This window comes from Thermococcus sp. 4557 (assembly GCF_000221185.1).
Classification (GTDB): domain Archaea; phylum Methanobacteriota_B; class Thermococci; order Thermococcales; family Thermococcaceae; genus Thermococcus.
Map to the genome: position 1 here is coordinate 436,962 of NC_015865.1, position 17,582 is coordinate 454,543.

Annotated in this window: 20 protein-coding genes; 6 read left to right on the forward strand and 14 right to left on the reverse strand. The window is 55.9% G+C overall.

Annotated features, from left to right (window positions below; translation table 11 throughout):
• Positions 1 to 10 precede the first annotated feature (10 nt).
• The gene (locus GQS_RS02120; RefSeq protein WP_014012020.1) at positions 11 to 358 is read right to left on the reverse strand and encodes a 6-carboxytetrahydropterin synthase; all 348 of its coding nucleotides are present in this window, start codon (positions 356 to 358) and stop codon (positions 11 to 13) included.
• Positions 359 to 518: 160 nt separating this feature from the next.
• Between GQS_RS02120 and metG the strand changes: the two genes are divergently transcribed.
• Together metG and GQS_RS02130 are read left to right on the forward strand one after the other, a co-directional pair.
• Positions 519 to 2,753 (forward strand): methionine--tRNA ligase, encoded by a 2,235-nt coding sequence (metG, locus tag GQS_RS02125; protein ID WP_014012021.1) that lies wholly within the window; start codon positions 519 to 521, stop codon positions 2,751 to 2,753.
• Positions 2,754 to 2,916: 163 nt separating this feature from the next.
• Positions 2,917 to 4,299 (forward strand): ATP-binding protein, encoded by a 1,383-nt coding sequence (locus GQS_RS02130; protein ID WP_014012022.1) that lies wholly within the window; start codon positions 2,917 to 2,919, stop codon positions 4,297 to 4,299.
• A gap of 42 nt (positions 4,300 to 4,341) precedes the next feature.
• Here the strand turns inward: GQS_RS02130 and GQS_RS02135 are convergent, their stop codons facing one another.
• The 4 genes from GQS_RS02135 to GQS_RS02150 are packed head-to-tail and all read right to left on the reverse strand — an operon-like array spanning position 4,342 to position 7,555.
• Complete coding sequence (locus GQS_RS02135) at positions 4,342 to 5,181, reverse strand: helix-turn-helix domain-containing protein (RefSeq protein ID WP_014012023.1); 840 nt, start codon at positions 5,179 to 5,181, stop codon at positions 4,342 to 4,344.
• A gap of 32 nt (positions 5,182 to 5,213) precedes the next feature.
• Complete coding sequence (locus GQS_RS02140; protein WP_238515798.1) at positions 5,214 to 6,434, reverse strand: hypothetical protein; 1,221 nt, start codon at positions 6,432 to 6,434, stop codon at positions 5,214 to 5,216.
• Between the two features lie 55 nt (positions 6,435 to 6,489).
• Entirely contained in the window at positions 6,490 to 6,771 is a 282-nt protein-coding gene (locus GQS_RS02145; RefSeq protein ID WP_014012025.1) for a hypothetical protein, read from the reverse strand.
• A gap of 31 nt (positions 6,772 to 6,802) precedes the next feature.
• A complete protein-coding gene (locus GQS_RS02150) occupies positions 6,803 to 7,555 on the reverse strand; it encodes a sulfite exporter TauE/SafE family protein (protein ID WP_014012026.1) in 753 nt (250 codons plus the stop codon).
• A 107-nt stretch (positions 7,556 to 7,662) separates the two neighbouring features.
• Between GQS_RS02150 and GQS_RS02155 the strand changes: the two genes are divergently transcribed.
• Positions 7,663 to 8,214: a hypothetical protein gene (locus GQS_RS02155; RefSeq protein ID WP_048056618.1), complete on the forward strand. Its 552-nt coding sequence runs from the start codon at positions 7,663 to 7,665 to the stop codon at positions 8,212 to 8,214.
• Here GQS_RS02155 and GQS_RS02160 read toward each other — a convergent pair.
• Genes GQS_RS02160 through GQS_RS02180 form a run of 5 tightly spaced genes read right to left on the reverse strand, consistent with a single transcriptional unit; the run spans position 8,156 to position 11,096 of the window.
• Complete coding sequence (locus tag GQS_RS02160) at positions 8,156 to 8,920, reverse strand: sulfite exporter TauE/SafE family protein (RefSeq protein ID WP_014012028.1); 765 nt, start codon at positions 8,918 to 8,920, stop codon at positions 8,156 to 8,158. The genes GQS_RS02155 and GQS_RS02160 overlap by 59 nt on opposite strands.
• The gene (locus GQS_RS02165) at positions 8,920 to 9,384 is read right to left on the reverse strand and encodes a type II toxin-antitoxin system VapC family toxin (RefSeq protein ID WP_369782827.1); all 465 of its coding nucleotides are present in this window, start codon (positions 9,382 to 9,384) and stop codon (positions 8,920 to 8,922) included. Before GQS_RS02165 ends, GQS_RS02160 begins: the two co-directional genes overlap by 1 nt.
• On the reverse strand, positions 9,326 to 9,592 hold the full coding sequence (locus tag GQS_RS02170; protein ID WP_238515800.1) for an AbrB/MazE/SpoVT family DNA-binding domain-containing protein: 267 nt from the start codon (positions 9,590 to 9,592) through the stop codon (positions 9,326 to 9,328). Before GQS_RS02170 ends, GQS_RS02165 begins: the two co-directional genes overlap by 59 nt.
• 30 nt (positions 9,593 to 9,622) lie before the next feature.
• On the reverse strand, positions 9,623 to 10,084 hold the full coding sequence (locus GQS_RS02175) for a hypothetical protein (protein ID WP_014012031.1): 462 nt from the start codon (positions 10,082 to 10,084) through the stop codon (positions 9,623 to 9,625).
• A gap of 10 nt (positions 10,085 to 10,094) precedes the next feature.
• Positions 10,095 to 11,096 carry a 2-hydroxyacid dehydrogenase gene (locus GQS_RS02180; RefSeq protein WP_014012032.1) on the reverse strand — a complete coding sequence of 334 codons (1,002 nt, stop codon included), beginning with the start codon at positions 11,094 to 11,096 and terminating at the stop codon, positions 10,095 to 10,097.
• Positions 11,097 to 11,217: 121 nt separating this feature from the next.
• Between GQS_RS02180 and proS the strand changes: the two genes are divergently transcribed.
• Positions 11,218 to 12,666 carry a proline--tRNA ligase gene (gene proS / locus GQS_RS02185; protein WP_014012033.1) on the forward strand — a complete coding sequence of 483 codons (1,449 nt, stop codon included), beginning with the start codon at positions 11,218 to 11,220 and terminating at the stop codon, positions 12,664 to 12,666.
• Positions 12,667 to 12,728: 62 nt separating this feature from the next.
• Here proS and GQS_RS02190 read toward each other — a convergent pair whose 3' ends face one another.
• The gene (locus GQS_RS02190) at positions 12,729 to 13,124 is read right to left on the reverse strand and encodes a hypothetical protein (RefSeq protein WP_014012034.1); all 396 of its coding nucleotides are present in this window, start codon (positions 13,122 to 13,124) and stop codon (positions 12,729 to 12,731) included.
• A gap of 91 nt (positions 13,125 to 13,215) precedes the next feature.
• Between GQS_RS02190 and GQS_RS02195 the strand changes: the two genes are divergently transcribed.
• Positions 13,216 to 14,829, forward strand: a complete 1,614-nt coding sequence (locus GQS_RS02195; protein WP_014012035.1) for a carbamoyltransferase — start codon at positions 13,216 to 13,218, stop codon at positions 14,827 to 14,829.
• A 1-nt stretch (position 14,830) separates the two neighbouring features.
• Here GQS_RS02195 and GQS_RS02200 read toward each other — a convergent pair whose 3' ends face one another.
• The gene (locus tag GQS_RS02200) at positions 14,831 to 15,253 is read right to left on the reverse strand and encodes a hypothetical protein (RefSeq protein ID WP_148236355.1); all 423 of its coding nucleotides are present in this window, start codon (positions 15,251 to 15,253) and stop codon (positions 14,831 to 14,833) included.
• 27 nt (positions 15,254 to 15,280) lie between these two features.
• Entirely contained in the window at positions 15,281 to 15,574 is a 294-nt protein-coding gene (locus GQS_RS02205) for a hypothetical protein (protein ID WP_014012037.1), read from the reverse strand.
• 173 nt (positions 15,575 to 15,747) lie between these two features.
• Here GQS_RS02205 and GQS_RS02210 point away from each other — a divergent pair, with 173 nt between their 5' ends.
• On the forward strand, positions 15,748 to 16,917 hold the full coding sequence (locus tag GQS_RS02210) for a pyridoxal phosphate-dependent aminotransferase (RefSeq protein ID WP_014012038.1): 1,170 nt from the start codon (positions 15,748 to 15,750) through the stop codon (positions 16,915 to 16,917).
• Positions 16,918 to 16,920: 3 nt separating this feature from the next.
• Here the strand turns inward: GQS_RS02210 and GQS_RS02215 are convergent, their stop codons facing one another.
• Positions 16,921 to 17,577, reverse strand: a complete 657-nt coding sequence (locus GQS_RS02215; RefSeq protein ID WP_014012039.1) for a metallophosphoesterase — start codon at positions 17,575 to 17,577, stop codon at positions 16,921 to 16,923.
• Between the last annotated feature and the right edge of the window lie 5 nt (positions 17,578 to 17,582).

The window sequence follows — 17,582 nt, forward strand, 5'->3', positions numbered from 1 at the left end:
AAAAAGTTTCTCAAAACTCAAACTCCACCCCGTTCTCTTCCCCTTCCCAGAGGGTTACCCTCTGAAGTCTCACTCCTTCCGGGAGCCTTTTCTTCACCTCTCCCGCTATCCACAGGGCTACGTTTTCGGTCGTCGGGTTTTCGAAGAGAGCGTTTAGGTTCCGGTGGTCGAGCTTCCCAATGATTTCATTCACAATTCTCCTAAGCTCAAGGAAGTCCATCACGTAGCCGTTCTTCAGGGGGCCTTCCACAGCCACTTCAAGCCTGAAGGTGTGGCCGTGTATCTCCTCGGACTCTCCGTTGATCCGAACGGCATGAGCCGCCTCGAATTTGAAGCGCTCGATGATTCTGGCTTTCATGATACCCACCACCGGTCGTGGATGTCATCCAAACTAAAACCTTTGGTCCAGGGATATGCATAATCCAACATATTTTAGCCATTTAAAAATAACCCACCGTAATGTTTAAAACCCGCAGGTCTTATAAGGGGCTAAATCCATTGCCGGGACGGTGGTTAAAATGGTCAGGTACATGGTAACCTCCGCACTCCCTTACGCTAACGGTCCGATTCACGCGGGACACCTGGCAGGGGCGTACCTTCCGGCGGACATCTTCGTGCGCTACCTGAGGCTCAAGGGAGAGGAAGTGCTCTTCGTCTGTGGAACCGATGAACATGGAACCCCCATAACCTTCCGCGCACTCAAAGAGAACAGGAGCGCCAGGGAGATCGTCGACGAGTTCCACGAGCACATAAAGACGACCTTCGAGAGGGCCAAGATAAGCTTCGACTACTTCGGCAGGACCGAGCTGCCGGTTCACTACCGCATAAGTCAGGAGTTCTTTCTCAAGGCTCTGGAGAACGGACATCTCGTCAAGAAGGTCACCAAGCAAGCCTACTGCGAGCACGATAAGATGTTCCTGCCCGACAGGTACGTCATAGGCACCTGCCCCTACTGCGGTGCCGAGGATCAGCGCGGCGACCAGTGTGAGGTCTGCGGTCATCCACTGACGCCGGAGAAGCTTATCAACCCGCGCTGTAACATCTGCGGCAACCCGATAACTTTCAAGGACTCAGCTCACTATTACATCCGGATGCAGGACTTCGAGGAGCGGCTGAAGGAGTGGGTTCTCAGCCAGGAGCACTGGAAGCCGAACGTCAGGAACACCGTTCTTGGCTGGATTAACGAGGGCCTCGAAGAGAGGGCCATGACGAGGGACCTCAACTGGGGAATACCCGTTCCCCTCGACGACGAGGACGTTAAAGGAAAGGTGCTCTACGTCTGGTTCGAGGCCCCGATAGGCTATATCTCGATCACCATCGAGCACCTGAAGCGGGAGGGAAGGGAGAACGAGTGGAAGAAGTTCTGGCTCAACCTCGACGGCGAGACCAAGGTCATCCACTTCATCGGCAAGGACAACGTGCCCTTCCACGCGATATTCTGGCCGGCCTTCCTGATGGCTTACGGCAAGTACAGGGATGAGGAAGTCGAGGCCGAGTGGAACCTGCCCTATGACATCCCGGCCAACGAGTACCTCAACCTTGAGGGCAAGAAGTTCTCAACGAGCAGGAACTGGGCCATCTGGGTCCACGAGTTCCTAGACGCCTTCCCTGCAGACTACCTGCGCTACTACCTCACCGCCATAATGCCCGAAACTCGCGATAGCGACTTCAGCTTCGCCGACTTCAAGAGCAAGATAAACGAGGAGCTCGTCAACAACCTCGGAAACTTCGTTCACAGGGCGATGACCTTCGCCAACCGCTACTTCGACGGTGTCGTTCCGGAGAGGGGCGAGCTGGACGACCTCGACAGGCAGGCCTTCGAGGAGATTGAGAGGGCCTTCGAGGAGACCGGGGAGCTGATAGCCAGGTATAAGTTCAAGGACGCGTTAAAGCGAGTCATGGAGCTCGCCATCTTCGGCAACCGCTACTTCGACTATCAGAAGCCCTGGAAGACCGCCAAAACCGACCGCGTGAGGACTGCAACCACCGTGAACATATCCCTCCAGATAGTCAAGGCCCTTGGAATCCTCCTTGAACCATTCCTCCCAGATGCGAGCGAGAAGATATGGCACCTCCTCAACCTTGAGGAGCTGAAGAGCTGGGAGTTCACCGAGATTCCGGCCGGGCACCGCGTCAGGAAGGCCACCCCGATGTTCAAGAAGGTAACCGACGAGGACATAATCTACTTCATCGTGAACTACATGGCGAGGGGCAACCCCAAGAGCGCCAGACTGCTCCTCGATAAGTATTACAAGCGGGACGATGTGATGAAGGTTGCCCTCGAGCGCTTCGGGGATGCCAAACGGGAAGAGGCGATGGCAATCCTTAAGAGCATCTACGGTGATGAAATCGGAGTCAAATCCGAAAAGCCCGGAAAGGCCTCGAAGAAGGAGAAGGTGAAGAGAAAGGGGAAAGGTGGTGAAAGCATGGGATACATCAGCTTTGATGACTTCATGAAGGTCGACCTGAGGGTTGGAAAGATAATCGAGGTCAAGGACCACCCGAACGCCGACAGGCTCTACGTGGTCAAGGTCGATCTCGGAGACGAGGTCAGGCAGCTCGTGGCGGGGCTGAAGAAGTACTACAAGCCGGAAGAGCTGCTCAACCACTACGTCGTCATCATAGCCAACCTCGAGCCCAAGAAGCTCAGGGGAGTAGAGAGCCAGGGAATGCTCCTCGCTGCTGACGACGGAGAGAACGTGGCTTTACTCATGCCGGACAAGGAGATAAAACTGGGAGCAGGGATAAGGTGAGGCTTTTCTTTCCATTCTCGGTTTTTGCATTTTCCCAATAATTCTGGAGAGTTGTGAAAAGCTCTTGAAATGTTGCAGTGCCCGTTGATAAACTTAGGGTCATAGTGTCGTAAAAGCAAGACTCGGCGAAATTCTTAAAAAGTTATAGGTCGAGTATTATACTATGTCAATAACTTTCATTGACAGGGAGCGGGAACTTGAGTTCCTCAAGAGGCTCTGGAAGAAGGGAAATTCGTTCCTCCCCGTTTACGGAAGGAGGAGGGTCGGCAAAACAAGACTGCTCAAGGAGTTTATAGCCGATAAGCCCTCCGTTTACTACCTCGCCCGGAACAGCACCTACTCAGACAATCTGAGGGAGTTTTCAAGAACGGTGCTTGGGAGGTTTCCATCCACTTTCCTAAGCGAGACATCGTTTTCAAGCTTTTCCGACGTTTTCAAGTATCTATCGGAGAAGGGGAAGATAGTGGTCGTTATAGACGAGTTCCCATACCTCATCCAGTCCGACAAAAGGGTTCTCAGCGAGTTCCAGTACATAGTGGATGAGATAGTGAGGGCATCCCGTCTCCACCTAATCCTCGTCGGTTCCTCCGTTGGCATGATGGAGGAGCACGTCCTGAGCCAGAAGAGTCCCCTCTACGGCAGAAGAGACGGCCAGATAAAACTCTCTCCGTTAGGATTCTTCGACTCATGGAAGCTCCTCGGGGTCGACGTTGAAGAGGCCGTTCGGATATACGGGGTAACCGGCGGAATTCCGGCTTACCTCGAGCTCTTTGAAAGGTTTGAGGATGTTAGACAGGTTGCGTTTGACAAGAGGGGCTTTCTCTACGCTGAGGCGGACTTCCTCATGTCGAGCGAGCTGAGGGAGCCGAGGGTTTACAAGCTCATCCTCAAGGCGGTCGCCGAAGGAAAGCGGAGATTCAACGAGATAAGCACCCACACCGGAATACCACGCTCGAACCTCTTCAAATACGTCGAAGTTCTTGAGAGGCTCGGCTTCCTTAGACGAGAAATTCCCGTAACGGCGAAGCCGAAGACGAAAAACACCCTGTACAAGATTGATGACAACTATCTGGCGTTCTACTTCCGCTTTGTTGAGCGTTACCGGAATGAGGTGGAGTTTGAGAACTTCAACTTCTGGGACGAGTTCCTTGAGGAGTACAACCATTATCTGGGAGACGTTTTTGAGGACGTGGCGAGGGAATTCCTCATCGAGCTCGACAGAGGGGGGAGGCTTCCGCTCCATCCCACCAAAATCGGCCGCTGGTGGAGAAAAAACGAGGAGATCGACCTCCTTGCACTCGACGAACGGAATAAGAAAGCGCTGTTCGTTGAGGTCAAGTGGAAGGACCTCAGAGAACGGGAAGCCGGGGGGATTCTGAAGGACGTGAAAAGGAAGGCCGGGCTTGTTGGTTTGAATGGATGGGAAGAGAACTATGGGATAGTGGCAAGGAGAATCGAGGGGAAAGACAGTCTTAGGGATAAGGGCTACTTTGCTTGGGACTTGGAGGATTTCAGAAGAATCGCTTCCCTCGGGAACAAAGATTGAAATATGCTGGTACAAAAGAAAAATCCCCAACAAAAGACCGTTTTAAAACTTGAGCTCCACCCAGTTCTCCTTCTTCCCCTTCAGTATCCTCACGAGGCCCTTTCTCTCAAGGCGCTTGAACATCCTCCATGCGGTGGTCTTCGGCAGACCTATCGCCTCCCTGACCTCGGCCTGGCTGGCCTTCCCGCCTTTGTCGAAGATGTAGAGCAGCGCGCGCTTCTCCTCCTCGTTGAGGTCGAGGTTCTCAAGTCTGGCCTGGAACTCCTCGCGGGTTAGCATTGATTTTCCACCTTTTTTCCTCCTCCAAAGTACGTAGGCGAATCCACCTATCACCACAAGACCCCCAAGGAGAGCGAGATACAGCAAACTGCCTGCCCCGCTCTCCCCTCCAGCACCTCTGCCGTTGAGCGTGTAGGAAACGCTCTGGTTTCCGGGGGGCATGGTTATCGAGTTCCCCGCTATCTCAAGCGGTATGTCGCTCAGGTCAACCACTATGGCGTTTTCGGGTAGCACAACAGTGAAGGAATCATTGGTTGCAACGTGAAGCGTCCACACCATGCCCTCCTTCGCGGTCAGGTCGGGGGTGTAGTAGGAGACCTTGACTATCCCGGCATCCCCGGAATAGATGAGGAGACTTCCGTTCTCAAGCAGGAAGTTCAGGGGATTTCCGTCCTCGTCCTCAACGATGACGTTTTCGTAATGGTCTCCTAGGAGGGGAAGTTCAATCTGAGAGGAGTACTCCGCGGGCAGGAGTTCATATTCAACCTTGACGTAGCCGTCATCGTAAACCGTCAAAACCAGAGACGAGACGGTATACGCACTAACCCAAGGCAGAAGGATGAGCGTTGCCATCAGGAAGACTGCAACTTGCCTGAGTCTCATTTAAGCATCCCTCCGTAATGAAAAAGGAAAGGTCAAGAGTGGGCGAGTATGAACTCGTCAACGCGGTGAACCATGTCCAGCGCCACCGCAAAGTGCGCCCTTGCCTGTGCTGGCTTTTGAGCCCTGAGCAACCCCACGCCTATCCTGAGCTCCTGCGCGGCTACCTTCAGCTGGCCCTCCGCCCTGCGGGTGTCGATGCCCTCGCGCTTGAGCTCGTGGAGCGCCTTCCTATCCTTCTGAATCCTGTCGTTCATCTCCCTGAGGAAAGCGCGGACGTCTTTCAGCTTTTCATCGAGCTCCCTCTCGCGAGCCTTCCTAAGTACGAACTCAACGGCTCTGTGGAACTCAGCTATGGTTTCCCTGTTGTCCTTCATGACAGTCAGAGCGTCCTCCCACTTGCCCTCGTCCGCGAGAGCCTTGACCTGATCGTAAACCTCCGAGAAAGCATCGAGCCTCTCCTGGAGCTCCGTCACGTTGTAACCGTTCTGCTCCCCGACTTCGATTGCCTTCTGAGCTATCTCCATTCCCTTCTCGCCCTTGATCAGGAAGTCCTTGACGATCTTGTCGGCGTTTGCATAGGCGAGCTCCTCGCGGACCTTTCTCAGCTCCTCGTCGAGGAGAGCTTTCTTCTCCTTGGCGGCGTCATAGTCTGCCTTCGCCTTTTCGTAGTCCCCGGCCTTAAGGTCATCCAGTACAACCTTGTAGGCATCTCTGGTCTCGTTGTAGAGTGCGGTGAGGTTGCTCACGTCTATCCCCTGGTTCTGGGCGATGTTTATTGTCTTCTCAACGAACCTGAAGTACTCCGTCATGCGCTCGATTTCCATCTTAATGCGTTCCCTCACATCCTGGACATTCTCTTTGGCCTCCTTAAGCGCTGAGAGGGCAACCTTGTAGTGGTGCATGGCAGTGAGGCTGTCCAGTATCGAGTTGTAGTAGTCGCCGGCCTCGTATTCACTCACTGCCTTTTCCTTGTAGTCCTCTGCGAGCTCGTAGTGGGTTAATATCGTCGAGTTCTCGGGCAGCTTGTCCTTTATGGGTTCTATCTTATCTTCGGCGAACTTGCTAAGGCGCTGGAGCTTCTCAACGAGGTTGCCCGCTATCACCATCTCCCTGGTGCCGTTGTCCATTGCTCCCGTGTAGGTGGTGCCGCTGGTCGCTGTTCCGTTGCTATCGGCCAGTCCAAGCGGTATCAAACTTCCAAACAGCAGCACTGCCAGGGCCAGTGCAAAGCCCTTCATTCCCTTCATGGGCATCACCGATAAAGGCTAGGCGCCCAACCTATTTGAGGACTCCGACGGAACGAACGTTTCAGAGCGTTCCATTCTTCTCAAGCTCCCTTATATGGAGGGCTGTGGCACATATTCCCTCCACCACGTCCGTAAAATGCGGAATCTCGCCGAACTGGGCGTACAGGCTTCCGTAGTTCGGGTGCCACGCATCGACCTGCTCGCGTCCCTTGGCAGTGATGATGTACACCACCCATCCCCTATCCTTGAGGGTCTCAACGAGCTTCCACGCGTTCGTCATGTCGTTTTCATCCTCTATCACGATCCCGTACTCGGCCTTGATTTTCTCGAAAAGTTCCGACATCTTTCTCACCGGGAAAGATTGGGGCCGAACGTTAAAAACCTTTGAGTGCCCTGATGAGGAGCCTCACCGCGACCAGTATCAGGAGCACGGAGAACAGTATCTTAAACCGCCTTGGATGAAGCCTCGGAACCAGCCTGGCCCCCGCGGCGGCCCCTATTATGAGGCCGGGGGAGAGCAGGAGCGCCGTTTGAAGGTCCACCTGACCCAGCGTGAGGTGGGTGGCCGTTCCCACCAGGGCCGTAAAGAACAGGGCGAGGCTGGACGTTCCGACGGCGTAGATCACGGGGAGGCCCGCGAGGGTGTGGAAGAGGGGGACGTTCAGTACGCCCCCGCTGACTCCGAGCAGTCCGGAGGTCAGTCCGGAGAGGGCACCGATCAGCGGAACCTTCCTGTAGTTTATCCTCAGTATCTCCCCGCGGTTTCGTACATCGTTCCTTTTGACGAAGACGTAGGCAACGTAGATTAGGAGAAGGCCGAACACCGCCTCCAGGACGTTTGAATTCAGCATTCCCGAGAGGTACGCGCCTATCATCGCGGCTGGGATTGAAAAGACCTCCTTCAGAAAGGCCACCCGGTAGAGAACCCTGCCGGCCCGGATGTGGGCGTAGGCGGAGGAGAGGGAGCTTATCGTTATGCACGCAAGGCTGGTTCCGATAGCCACATGGATGGGCAGTCCGAGGAACACCAGCGAGGGAACGATGAGGAACCCGCCTCCGACCCCAAAAAGGCCCGCTATCGTGCCTATGAGGGCGCCGATTAAAACTGCCATTGCCGGGTCAATCATTTTGCATCGGCCCGGTATCCCCGGGAGGGTTTATATAATTTAGCCGGAGGATTACAACTTCGCCCAAAAAATTTTTGAACTTTGAAGGCGTAGGAATACGGATGAAAATGGGGTGGAAAAAGTACTGGCTGATGGTGCTTCTCGTATTTGTGATAACCCAACCGGGCTCGATAACCTTCGCCAACTGGGACGCACCCTACGGCTTTTACAAGGACCTCTCGGTCTGGCTCGGCTCTGCGGCGGGAGGACTGCTGCTGGTGCTCGCCTACGGCCTGTACGAGTGGAGGAATGGGAAGCTGAGCTCCGTGAATCTTCTTCTGGCGGGGGTTGTCCTCCTTTCAACTGCCATAATCGGGTATCGCGCCGAGCTTGCGCTCGGGGGTGAGATGGGCTACGGAAGCGGAAACATGGTGCTTTTCGTAATCGGAAGCCTCATTGGGTTCACATTGTCCGTAATGCTACTCCCAGTCTCGTTACCATACATCCCGACGGGGAGGCTCTACTATCCCTACGACCGGCCTCTGGTTATTGCGTGGCTGGTGATGATAGCCGTGACGCTCCTCCTTGGGGCGGCCTACGTGAAGGAAAGAAGAGAAAGGCTCACGGAACCGGAAGGCCGAGACCCTTCAGAATCATCCTCAGGGCCAAGAGGGCCATGACGACCGCGAAGGCCTTCTTCAGACTGTTCGCCCTCGTTCTCTTGGCTATCCTCGCACCGAGCTGTGCTCCGATTATAAGGCCTGGCACGAGGAGGACGAGCCACTGGGTCTCCACGTTGCCCATGGCGTAGTGCTTGAGCGCTCCGGCCGTTGCTGTGAAAACTATCGCAAAGCTTGAAGTCGCCACCGCGTAGTGTATGGGCAGGCCGAGGTAGGTAAGGAAGGGCACGTTGATTATGCCCCCTCCCACGCCGAGGAGGCCGCTGGCAATTCCGGCGAAAAAACCACCGACCGGCACCAGCTTATAGTTGACCTCCACTTCCTCGAGCCTGACCTCACTCGGCTCTGCGGTTTTCTTGCGGTATATCCTGACGGCGACTACCACAAGGGCGAGACCGAAGATGACCTTCAGCCCGGCGGCACTTATAAAAGAGGTCATCCACGCGCCGATGTAGGCACCGATTACGGCCGTTGAGGCCAGCAGAAGGCCGGCCTTGTAGTGTATCCTCCTCTGCCTTGAGTACGCTATCGCCGAGCTGAGGGAGGTAAAGACGACAGCCGCGCTCGATGTGCCCACCGCGTGGTGTATCTCGACGCCGAGGAAGTTCAGCGTCGGAACTATCAGGAATCCACCCCCGAGGCCGAACATGGCCGCAAGGATTCCTATGAAGACACCGACTGCAAAGTAGCCGGGGTATTTCAGCATTAGCCATCCCTCAAGATGCGTCTTATAGCTTCGCTTATGCTCCACACGTCAATAATGCCTGCTTTGGAGACTTTCTCAAAGTGCTTGTCGTTGGTAACGAGGATTGCCCTGCTTTTCAGGCACGTTGCCGCGTGGACTGCATCCGCGAGCTGGGTTTCGGGAAAATACGGGAGAATGCGAAGCACCTCTTCCCTGCTGGGATTCACAATCGCGACCCGTCTGCTGATGAAGTTATAAAAGTCCAACGCGTTGAGCTTTTCGGCGTATTTCCTGTACTCGGCCATTAAGACGTCGTTTGCTACCAGAACATAACGTTTGTTGGTGAGAAAATGGAGCAAAAGCTCAGTCGTGTCAGTCCAGCCCCGCTTAACGGCCGCTATGAAGACGTTTGTGTCGAGCAGGAATTTAGAGCCCGTAGAGTTCCTTCGCAACCCGGTTCCCCTCTTCTTCGGTTTCGGCTTCAAGTTTTTCGAGGTTGATTCCCCTTGAGTTCTTGACGAGCTTTTCGAGCATCTTCTTGACGTTGAACCGCCTTAGAACTATAGTATCGCCGTCTATCTCAGTGACGAGGAACTCCTCACCGGGTTTGATGTTTAGCTTTCTCCGAACATCCTTTGGAATTACGACCCTGCCCTTGGAGTCCATCTTCGTTATTCCCACTTTTCCCACCATTCCCACGTTGAGCCCTGAGTATTTAAAGGTTTACCACTCGAAAGCAATCGCCTCTATGAGCTTTACCAGTGCCTCGAAGTCTTCCTTCGTGCCGCCCAACGGAAGGCCTATCCCCTCACCATCGGCCCTGTGGAAGGGGATCCTGTTCTTCTCCGCTATCTCCAGCACTCTCATGGGAACTGCTCCGATTGTCGCCCCGGTTCCGGGCTCGACCTCGAAGAGACCCAGTTTTATCACGGTGCCCTCAAACTCCGGCTCGAAACCGAAGGCAAAGACGTTTCTGCCCGGAAGGTCGTGGTCGGTTAGGTCCGCTATCGCGGCCACAGACGCCTCCATGAGTATCCCCTGGCTCTCGGGGTCAGGAACGACGAATGCCAGCCTGTCCTCCGTTCCACTCTCCTCATCAACCATCTCAAAGAGCAGTCCCCTCTCATCCTCAACCACTGGGCCGTATGGGGCCAGTCTGTCCTTCAGGTATTCATTCCAATCCATTCCAACCACCTCAGAGCATTTTTACCTCCCCGGGCGGGCGAACCTTCAGCACCCCCCTGTTGACGAGCGTTTCAGGAACCTCACCGCGCAGAACGGTGAGGAGGTTTTTAACGGCCTGGAAGCCCATGTCCTCCATCGCTTCCTTTGAGAGGCCCGCGTAGTGGGGCGTTAAGACGGTCTCCCACTCGTGCTTGAACAGTTCGTGCTCCTGGACGGGCTCCTTCTCGAAGACATCACTCGCATAGCCCTTTAGTTTGCCCTCTTCAATGGCCCTGACAATAGCTTTCTCGTCAACCAGTGTCCCACGCCCTATGTTCACCAGGTACTTCCCCTCGAGGAGCTTTACCATCTCTTCGTTAATTATGTGGTAGGTTTCCGGCGTTGCTGGGAGTGCGAGTATAACTATATCGCTCTCCCTCAGGACGTCTTCGAGCGGCAGGTACCTGGCCCCGACTTCTTTTTCAATATCATGCTTCCGTGAGCGGGACCAGTAGAGTATCTCAGTGCCCATCGCCTTCATTCTCCTCGCTATGGCCTTTCCAATGGCGCCCATCCCGAGGATTCCAACTTTCTTCCCATAGACCGTCTCTATACCCTTGAAGCCGCCCCATATCGTTCTGTGGGAGTCCCACTTGCCGGCGCGGATGAACCTGTCGGTGTAGGCTATCTTCCTGAGGAGTGCGATGGTCAGCCCAACGGCGAACTCCGCAACGGCCTCGCTCAGGACACCGGAAACCTTGGTGACGTAAATCCCCCTCTCCGTCGCGGCCTTAACGTCAACGTGGTCGTAGCCGGCGGAATGACAGCTGATGACCTTCAGCCTCTCGGCCCTCTCAATGACTTCGCGCGGAAACCTGTTCAGCGGGGAGAGTATGACGCCGTCAAACTCCCCTATCCTCTCTTTGAGTTCATCTACGCTTGGATACAGGATGAATTCGACGTCCGCGTATTTCCTGAGCTCCTCAACAGGCTTACTTTTCATTTTAAAGAGAACGGCCACCCTCGGCCTCATAGTATCACCTTAAGATGCTTATCGAAACGACCCTAATAAGGCTTTTGCACAGTCGGCGGAGGTGCCGCCCCGTCCGGGAAAGCTTAAAAACTTTCTTCGGTTCTCCCTTTAGGTGGTGCAGATGAGTAAGGTTGAGCGAAAGAAATGGAGCGAGAATTTCAGCGAGTGGTACAACGAGCTTATCGAGACCGCTGGAATTCAGGACAAGCGTTATCCTGTCAAGGGAATGAACATCTGGCTGCCCTACGGCCTCAAGATAATGAGAAACATCGAGCGCTTCGTCCATTCCGAGATGGAGAGAACCGGCCATGATGAGGTTCTCTTCCCGGCGCTCATCCCTGAAACCGAGTTCCAGAAGGAGGCCGAGCACATAGCAGGCTTCGAGGGTGAGGTGTTCTGGGTCACCCACGCCGGCCACGACCCGCTCGACATAAGGCTCATTCTCAGACCCACGAGCGAGACGGCCATGTACTCGATGTTCTCGCTCTGGATACGCTCTCATGCCGACCTGCCCTTCAAGGTTTACCAGATAGTCAACACGTACCGCTACGAGACCAAGCACACGAGGCCCCTCATCCGCGTCCGCGAGATAAGCAGGTTCTTCGAGGCCCACACCGCCCACGACAGCTACGAGGACGCCGAGAGGCAGATAAAGGAGGACCTTGAGATATTCGACAACCTCGCGAGGTTCCTCGCGATACCGTACATAATCTCCAAGAGGCCGGACTGGGACAAGTTCCCCGGCGCCTACTACTCCCTCGGCGCGGAGGTCATGATGCCCGACGGCAGGACGCTGCAGATAGGCACCATGCACAACTACCGCCAGAACTTCGCGAAGGCCTACAACATCCAGTACGAGACCGAGAGCGGGGACCACGAGTACGCCCACCAGACCACCTTCGGAATGAGCGAGCGCCTTCTCGCGGCTGTCATAGCCATACACGGCGACGACAGGGGAATGGTTCTGCCCCCAACGGTGGCCCCGATACAGGTCGTGGTCGTGCCGATCCCCAAGAAGGACGCCGAGGCCGACGTCTTCGCCTACGCCCGCAAGATAGCGGAGGAGCTGAGGACGGCCGGAATAAGGGTTTACATTGACGAGCGCGACATAAGACCTGGCAGGAAGTTCTACGACTGGGAGCTCAAGGGAGTTCCCCTCCGCATAGAGGTTGGCCCAAGGGACGTTGCCGGCAGGAAGGCCGTTCTTGCGAGGCGCGATACCCTTGAGAAGCTCGTGGTGGAGCGCGAGGGAATCGTTGAGGAGGTCAGAAAGACCCTGGACGCGATCCATGAGAACCTCCACAAACGCGCCGAGGAGTTCCTCGAGAGCCACATAAAGCGCGTCGAGACCATAGAGGAGGCCAAGGCCGTCTTCGAGGACAGACGCGGAATCGTCGAGATTCCCTGGTGCGGCGAGGAGAGCTGCGGTCTCGAGATGGAGGAAGCCCTCGACGCTAAGATGCTTGGAACGCCCTATCCAGAGGAGAAGGCCAAGGCCCCAGAGGGCAAGAAGTGTCCTGTCTGCGGCAGGGAGGCCAAGTTCATAGCGAGGTTCGCGAGAACCTACTGAGCCTCCAGCCCCAGATTTTTCTTCTGATTTTATCATAAAAGATCAAGGAGTAAAAAGAAGGATCATGCGTTCTGGGATTCGAGCTCCTTGAGAGCCTGCTCGAGGACGTCAACGGCCTGGCTGGCGTAGATGTACGCCTTCCTTATGTGGACGCTGAAGACAACCCAGCTGAGGGTCCTGGTGTCCCTGGGGAGGCCGTAGGTAAGCGCCTGGTTGTACTGGGCGGTGGCGTTGTTGTAGAGCTCAAGAGCGAGGGTGAGGGTCTCGTTGCTAACGTTCATCTGGACGCTGAGGTTGTAAAGCTCGTTGAAGCTCCTCTCCTTGTCCTGGTAGAGGTAGTACCAAGCCACGGACTGCTTGATAAAGTTCTTGTAGCTCCAGGTGGTAGCGCCCGCGGCCCCGGCAAATGGAACCAGAGCCACCATCAAAACTGCAAGGAGTGCAGCAACTCTCTTCATGGTTCCACCTCCTTCAAATGTATTCATCGAGCGGCATTTTTAAATTCTTCCCTCCCCCAACGTTTAAAAAACGAGCATCGAACGAACCACCATGATACTCGGAATCCACGACGGTCACGACGCCGGTGCGGTGCTGATAGACGGCGGAAGGATATTCGCGGTAAACGAGGAGAGGCTGAACCGGATCAAGAAGTACCGCGGCTTCCCAGGGATGAGCGTGGCGAAAGTCCTCGAAATGGCGGGGGCATCGCCGGAGGACGTTGAGGCAATAGCCGTTGCTGGCATATTCAGGAAGCAGAAACGCCTGCTTGAGCTGGAGGAGAACCTCAGGGAGATATTCGGACCTGACTTCAAGAGGAAAGTCCTCTTCGTCGAGCATCACCTGGCCCACTCCGCGGGCGCATACTACACCGCGGGCTGGCGTGAGGCGATAGCGCTGAGCATAGACGCCGCGGGGGACGGACTGAGCTCCTCAATTTACATTGCGAGAGACGGGGAGATGGTCAGGATAGCCCAGAGCACCTACATCGACTCCCTGGGGGACTTCTACGCCTCCGTTACCGAGCTTTTAGGGTTCAAACCGATGCGCCACGAGGGTAAAGTCATGAGCCTCGCGGCATATGGGAAACCAACCTACGACCTGAGCTCAATAATAGAACTCAACGGGCTGAGCTTCGACAACCATCTCGGAGTAATCGGGGTCGAAGCGACGAGGAAGCTCGCAGAGCTCTTTGATTACCCCCTCAGACACGCCAGGGATATCGCCCTCCAGATGAAGCGCGGAAAGCTTGAGGGTAAGCTCCAGATGAAGGCCATAGAGATAGCGGCAAGCGCTCAGGCACATCTGGAGAAGCTGATTGAGGAGCTCGGTCTCGGGCTCAATGGGCGGGGACTTCCCGTTGCCTACGCCGGTGGAGTCGCCCAGAACGTCAAGGCCAACGCCGTGCTGAGGCACATCCTCGGGGACGATAACCTGTGGGTCTTTCCGACGATGGACGACGGCGGTCTGGCCTTCGGCGCCGCGGTTTTTGTGAAAGCCCAGTTCGAGAGGCTCGACGGAAAGTGGAGGCCCCCCAGACTGGAACACGTTTACCTTGGTCCATCCTACGGAAGGGAAGAAGTTGAAGAGTTCCTGAAGATGGAGAGGGTTGAGTACGAGGAGGTGGACGACGTCCCGGGCCTCGTCGCGGACGCCCTCGCTGAGGGTAGGCTGGTCGGATTCTTCCAGGGGGCGATGGAGTTCGGGCCGAGGGCTTTGGGAAACCGCTCCATCTTAGCAGATCCGCGCGATGAGAGCGTGAAGGAGAAGCTCAACGTTGCCCTGAAGCGCGATGTCTTCCAGCCCTTCGCACCGTCAATGCTCTGGGAGAAGGCCGAGAAATACCTCGAAGACCTCAATGGAAGGCCAAACGAGTTTATGACGATGAGCTACACGGCGAGTGAGGAGTTCAGAGAAGCCGCTCCCGCCGTCGTTCACGTGGATGGGACAACCAGACCTCAGGCCGTAAGAAAGGAAGCCAATCCGGCTTATTACGGCGTAATCAAAGCCTTCGAGCGGGAGACAGGCCTGGGCGCAGTGCTGAACACGAGCTTCAACATGCACGGCGAGCCAATAGTCTGCTCGCCCGAAGACGCCATGAGAACGTTCCGGAACGCGGAACTCGATGTGCTGGTCATCGAGGGCTTCGCCGTCCACGGGCGCTGAGTTAGAGCAGTGCCCTAAGGAAGGCCAGGGACAGCCTCACCATCTGCAGCTTGCCCCTCACCTCAATGTTTTTCAGGCCGAAGATTGCCGGATTGGCCTTGAACCCCATCACTATGACTTCCTGTCCCTGGTACATGAGGAACACCGTTTTCCCTCCCTCGTCCAGCCTGTTCGCCACCTCCTCAAGGCCCTTCAGCTGCTTCAGAACCTCCAGCTTCCCGGTGATGCCCCCTTCCCCCCTCTTCATCTTCATGAGTGGGGAGGCCACTTTGAGCAACTTCCCGGCGTCGATTATGTCGACCACCACGTCGTCTCTGGTGATCCAAATGAGAACCCCCTCTGCCGAAACCTCGAGCGAACCGCTGACTATAAGGTTCTGGAGCTTCAGGGCGCTCTCAAGCAGGCTCCCAGCGTCCACTGGCACCACCGGCACGGGATAAAAGGGAATGCCTCACTCCTTCCTGAGAGGCACTATCTTCAGGGTTATCTCGCCGTCCAGGGTCAGCTTGGTGAACTTCAGGTGAATTTCCGTCTCGGTTCCCTGAACTGCATCGAAGACCTTTCCCATGTCGACCTTTGGGAGGAGTGCCTGCTTCACCTCCACGAGGGCGGCTATAATCTCGTCTATCTGGGCCGCGGATATCCCTGGCACCTGCTCCTTCAGTTCCTTGAGCTCGTCAACGGCCTTTCCCAGCTTCTCAATCGACTCCTCATCGACGGGAGGTTCCCTCCTTTCCTCGGGCATGCGATCACCCCCTGCAGGACTGGTTGATGTTGGTTCTCATGGTATTTATCCTTTTTCGGTTTACCATTACGTGCACCACTTCAGACATCAGCGCTTCTTTAAATACTTCGATGTACATCTTTTCGTTGAGGTAAAGTTATAAACATCGGCCCGAAGACCCTTCGGTGATGCTCATGGCGCTGAGCGACAGGTTAGAACTCGTCAACCCTTCTGAGATAAGGAAGCTCTTCGACCTCGCCCAGGGTGTTGAGGGCCTGATATCACTTGGAATAGGTGAGCCGGACTTTGACACTCCGGAGCATATAAAAGAGTACGCCAAGGAGGCTCTCGACAAGGGAATGACCCACTATAGCCCGAACGCGGGAATCATGATGCTCCGCGAGGCAGTGTCGGAGAAGCTCAGGAAGCAGAACGGCATCGAGGCTGACCCGAGGAGCGAGATAATGATCCTCGTGGGTGCCAACCAGGCTTTCATTCTGGGCCTCGCCGCGTTCCTCAAGGAGGGCGAGGAGGTTCTCATTCCAAGCCCGATGTTCGTCAGCTACGCCCCGGCCGTCGTCCTGGCGGGCGGAAAGCCCGTTGAGGTGCCGACCTACGAGGAGAACGAGTTCAGGCTGAGCGTGGACGACCTCAAGAAGCATGTGAGCGAGAAGACCCGCGCTCTCATCATCAACAGCCCCAACAACCCAACCGGTGCGGTTCTCACCAGGAAGGACCTCGAGGAGATAGCCGACTTCGCCGTTGAGCACGACCTCATAGTCTTCAGCGACGAGGTTTACGAGCACTTCGTCTACGACGGCGTCAAGAACCACAGCATAGCCTCGCTCGACGGCATGTTCGAGCGCACGATAACCATAAACGGATTCTCCAAGACCTTCGCCATGACCGGCTGGCGCCTCGGCTTTGTCGCGGCCCCCTCCTGGATAATCGAGAAGATGGCGCGCTTCCAGATGTACAACGCCACCTGTCCCGTCACCTTCGCCCAGTACGCCGCCGCCAAGGCCATCCATGACCCGCGCAGCTGGGAAGCCGTCGAAGAGATGAGGCGGGAGTACGACCGCAGGAGGAACCTCGTCTGGAAGCGCCTGAACGAGATGGGACTTCCGACGGTCAAGCCCAAGGGTGCCTTCTACATCTTCCCGCGCATCAGGGACACCGGTCTGAGCAGCAAGGAGTTCAGCGAGCTGATGCTCAAGGAGGCAAGGGTCGCGGTTGTCCCGGGAAGCGCCTTCGGAAACGCCGGCGAGGGCTACATCAGGATAAGCTACGCGACGGCCTACGGGCAGCTTGAAGAGGCCATGGACAGGATGGAAAAAGTTCTGAAGGAGAAGGGGCTGGTCTGAGGCTTAAAGCCGCTCCAGCTCCACACCATCCACCCTCTTCTTTTCCGCATCATAGTCCACAACGGCGTAGTATCCCCTGAAGAGGGGACCCGGGTTCACGATCACTGTTCCGCCGATTCTATCGACGCTCCTCGCCTCGTGGATGTGGCCGGTGAGAACGAGCGGGGGTTCTTTCATCTCTATAAACCCCCTCAGCGCGGGACTTCCCACGTGGAGGCCCGAATGAACGCGGTCTGCATTCGTATCTTTTGGGGGCACGTGCGAGAGTATCACGTCCCCGTCGCGGTAGTTCCTCTCCAGAATCTCCTCAATTTCATCCTCCGTGAGCTCCCAGAACGTGCGGAACGGTGTCACGTTTGAGCCTCCGATGCCAACGATTCCAACGCCCCCGATTTCAACGCGCCTGTCGTGGGCCCATACCCCTATCCCCTCCAGAAACGAGGGAACGTCCTGCCCATCGCAGTTGCCGTGAACCGCAACCACCGGCCTCTTCAGCTCCAGCAGGGGAGTCAGGACCTCGCGGGCCCTCTCAGCACCTCCAAAGTGGGTCAGGTCTCCCGCCACCGCCAGGATGTCAAAGTCCATCCCGCGGAGGGCCTCGGCGAGCTTTCCAACCTTGCTCCGGTTTCCGTGGATGTCAGTGATGGCCACGATCCTCACGTTAC

Coding starts and splice junctions, on each gene's coding strand:
- GQS_RS02150 (WP_014012026.1), bottom strand. CDS start 7,555: ATGATTGACCCGGCAATGGCAGTTTTAATCGGCGCCCTCATAGGCACG.
- GQS_RS02190 (WP_014012034.1), bottom strand. CDS start 13,124: ATGAAGAGAGTTGCTGCACTCCTTGCAGTTTTGATGGTGGCTCTGGTT.
- GQS_RS02155 (WP_048056618.1), top strand. CDS start 7,663: ATGGGGTGGAAAAAGTACTGGCTGATGGTGCTTCTCGTATTTGTGATA.
- GQS_RS02195 (WP_014012035.1), top strand. CDS start 13,216: ATGATACTCGGAATCCACGACGGTCACGACGCCGGTGCGGTGCTGATA.
- metG (WP_014012021.1), top strand. CDS start 519: ATGGTCAGGTACATGGTAACCTCCGCACTCCCTTACGCTAACGGTCCG.
- GQS_RS02180 (WP_014012032.1), bottom strand. CDS start 11,096: ATGAGGCCGAGGGTGGCCGTTCTCTTTAAAATGAAAAGTAAGCCTGTT.
- GQS_RS02205 (WP_014012037.1), bottom strand. CDS start 15,574: ATGCCCGAGGAAAGGAGGGAACCTCCCGTCGATGAGGAGTCGATTGAG.
- GQS_RS02135 (WP_014012023.1), bottom strand. CDS start 5,181: ATGAGACTCAGGCAAGTTGCAGTCTTCCTGATGGCAACGCTCATCCTT.
- proS (WP_014012033.1), top strand. CDS start 11,218: ATGAGTAAGGTTGAGCGAAAGAAATGGAGCGAGAATTTCAGCGAGTGG.
- GQS_RS02175 (WP_014012031.1), bottom strand. CDS start 10,084: ATGGATTGGAATGAATACCTGAAGGACAGACTGGCCCCATACGGCCCA.
- GQS_RS02130 (WP_014012022.1), top strand. CDS start 2,917: ATGTCAATAACTTTCATTGACAGGGAGCGGGAACTTGAGTTCCTCAAG.
- GQS_RS02120 (WP_014012020.1), bottom strand. CDS start 358: ATGAAAGCCAGAATCATCGAGCGCTTCAAATTCGAGGCGGCTCATGCC.
- GQS_RS02170 (WP_238515800.1), bottom strand. CDS start 9,592: ATGGTGGGAAAAGTGGGAATAACGAAGATGGACTCCAAGGGCAGGGTC.
- GQS_RS02140 (WP_238515798.1), bottom strand. CDS start 6,434: ATGCCCATGAAGGGAATGAAGGGCTTTGCACTGGCCCTGGCAGTGCTG.
- GQS_RS02160 (WP_014012028.1), bottom strand. CDS start 8,920: ATGCTGAAATACCCCGGCTACTTTGCAGTCGGTGTCTTCATAGGAATC.
- GQS_RS02145 (WP_014012025.1), bottom strand. CDS start 6,771: ATGTCGGAACTTTTCGAGAAAATCAAGGCCGAGTACGGGATCGTGATA.
- GQS_RS02210 (WP_014012038.1), top strand. CDS start 15,748: ATGGCGCTGAGCGACAGGTTAGAACTCGTCAACCCTTCTGAGATAAGG.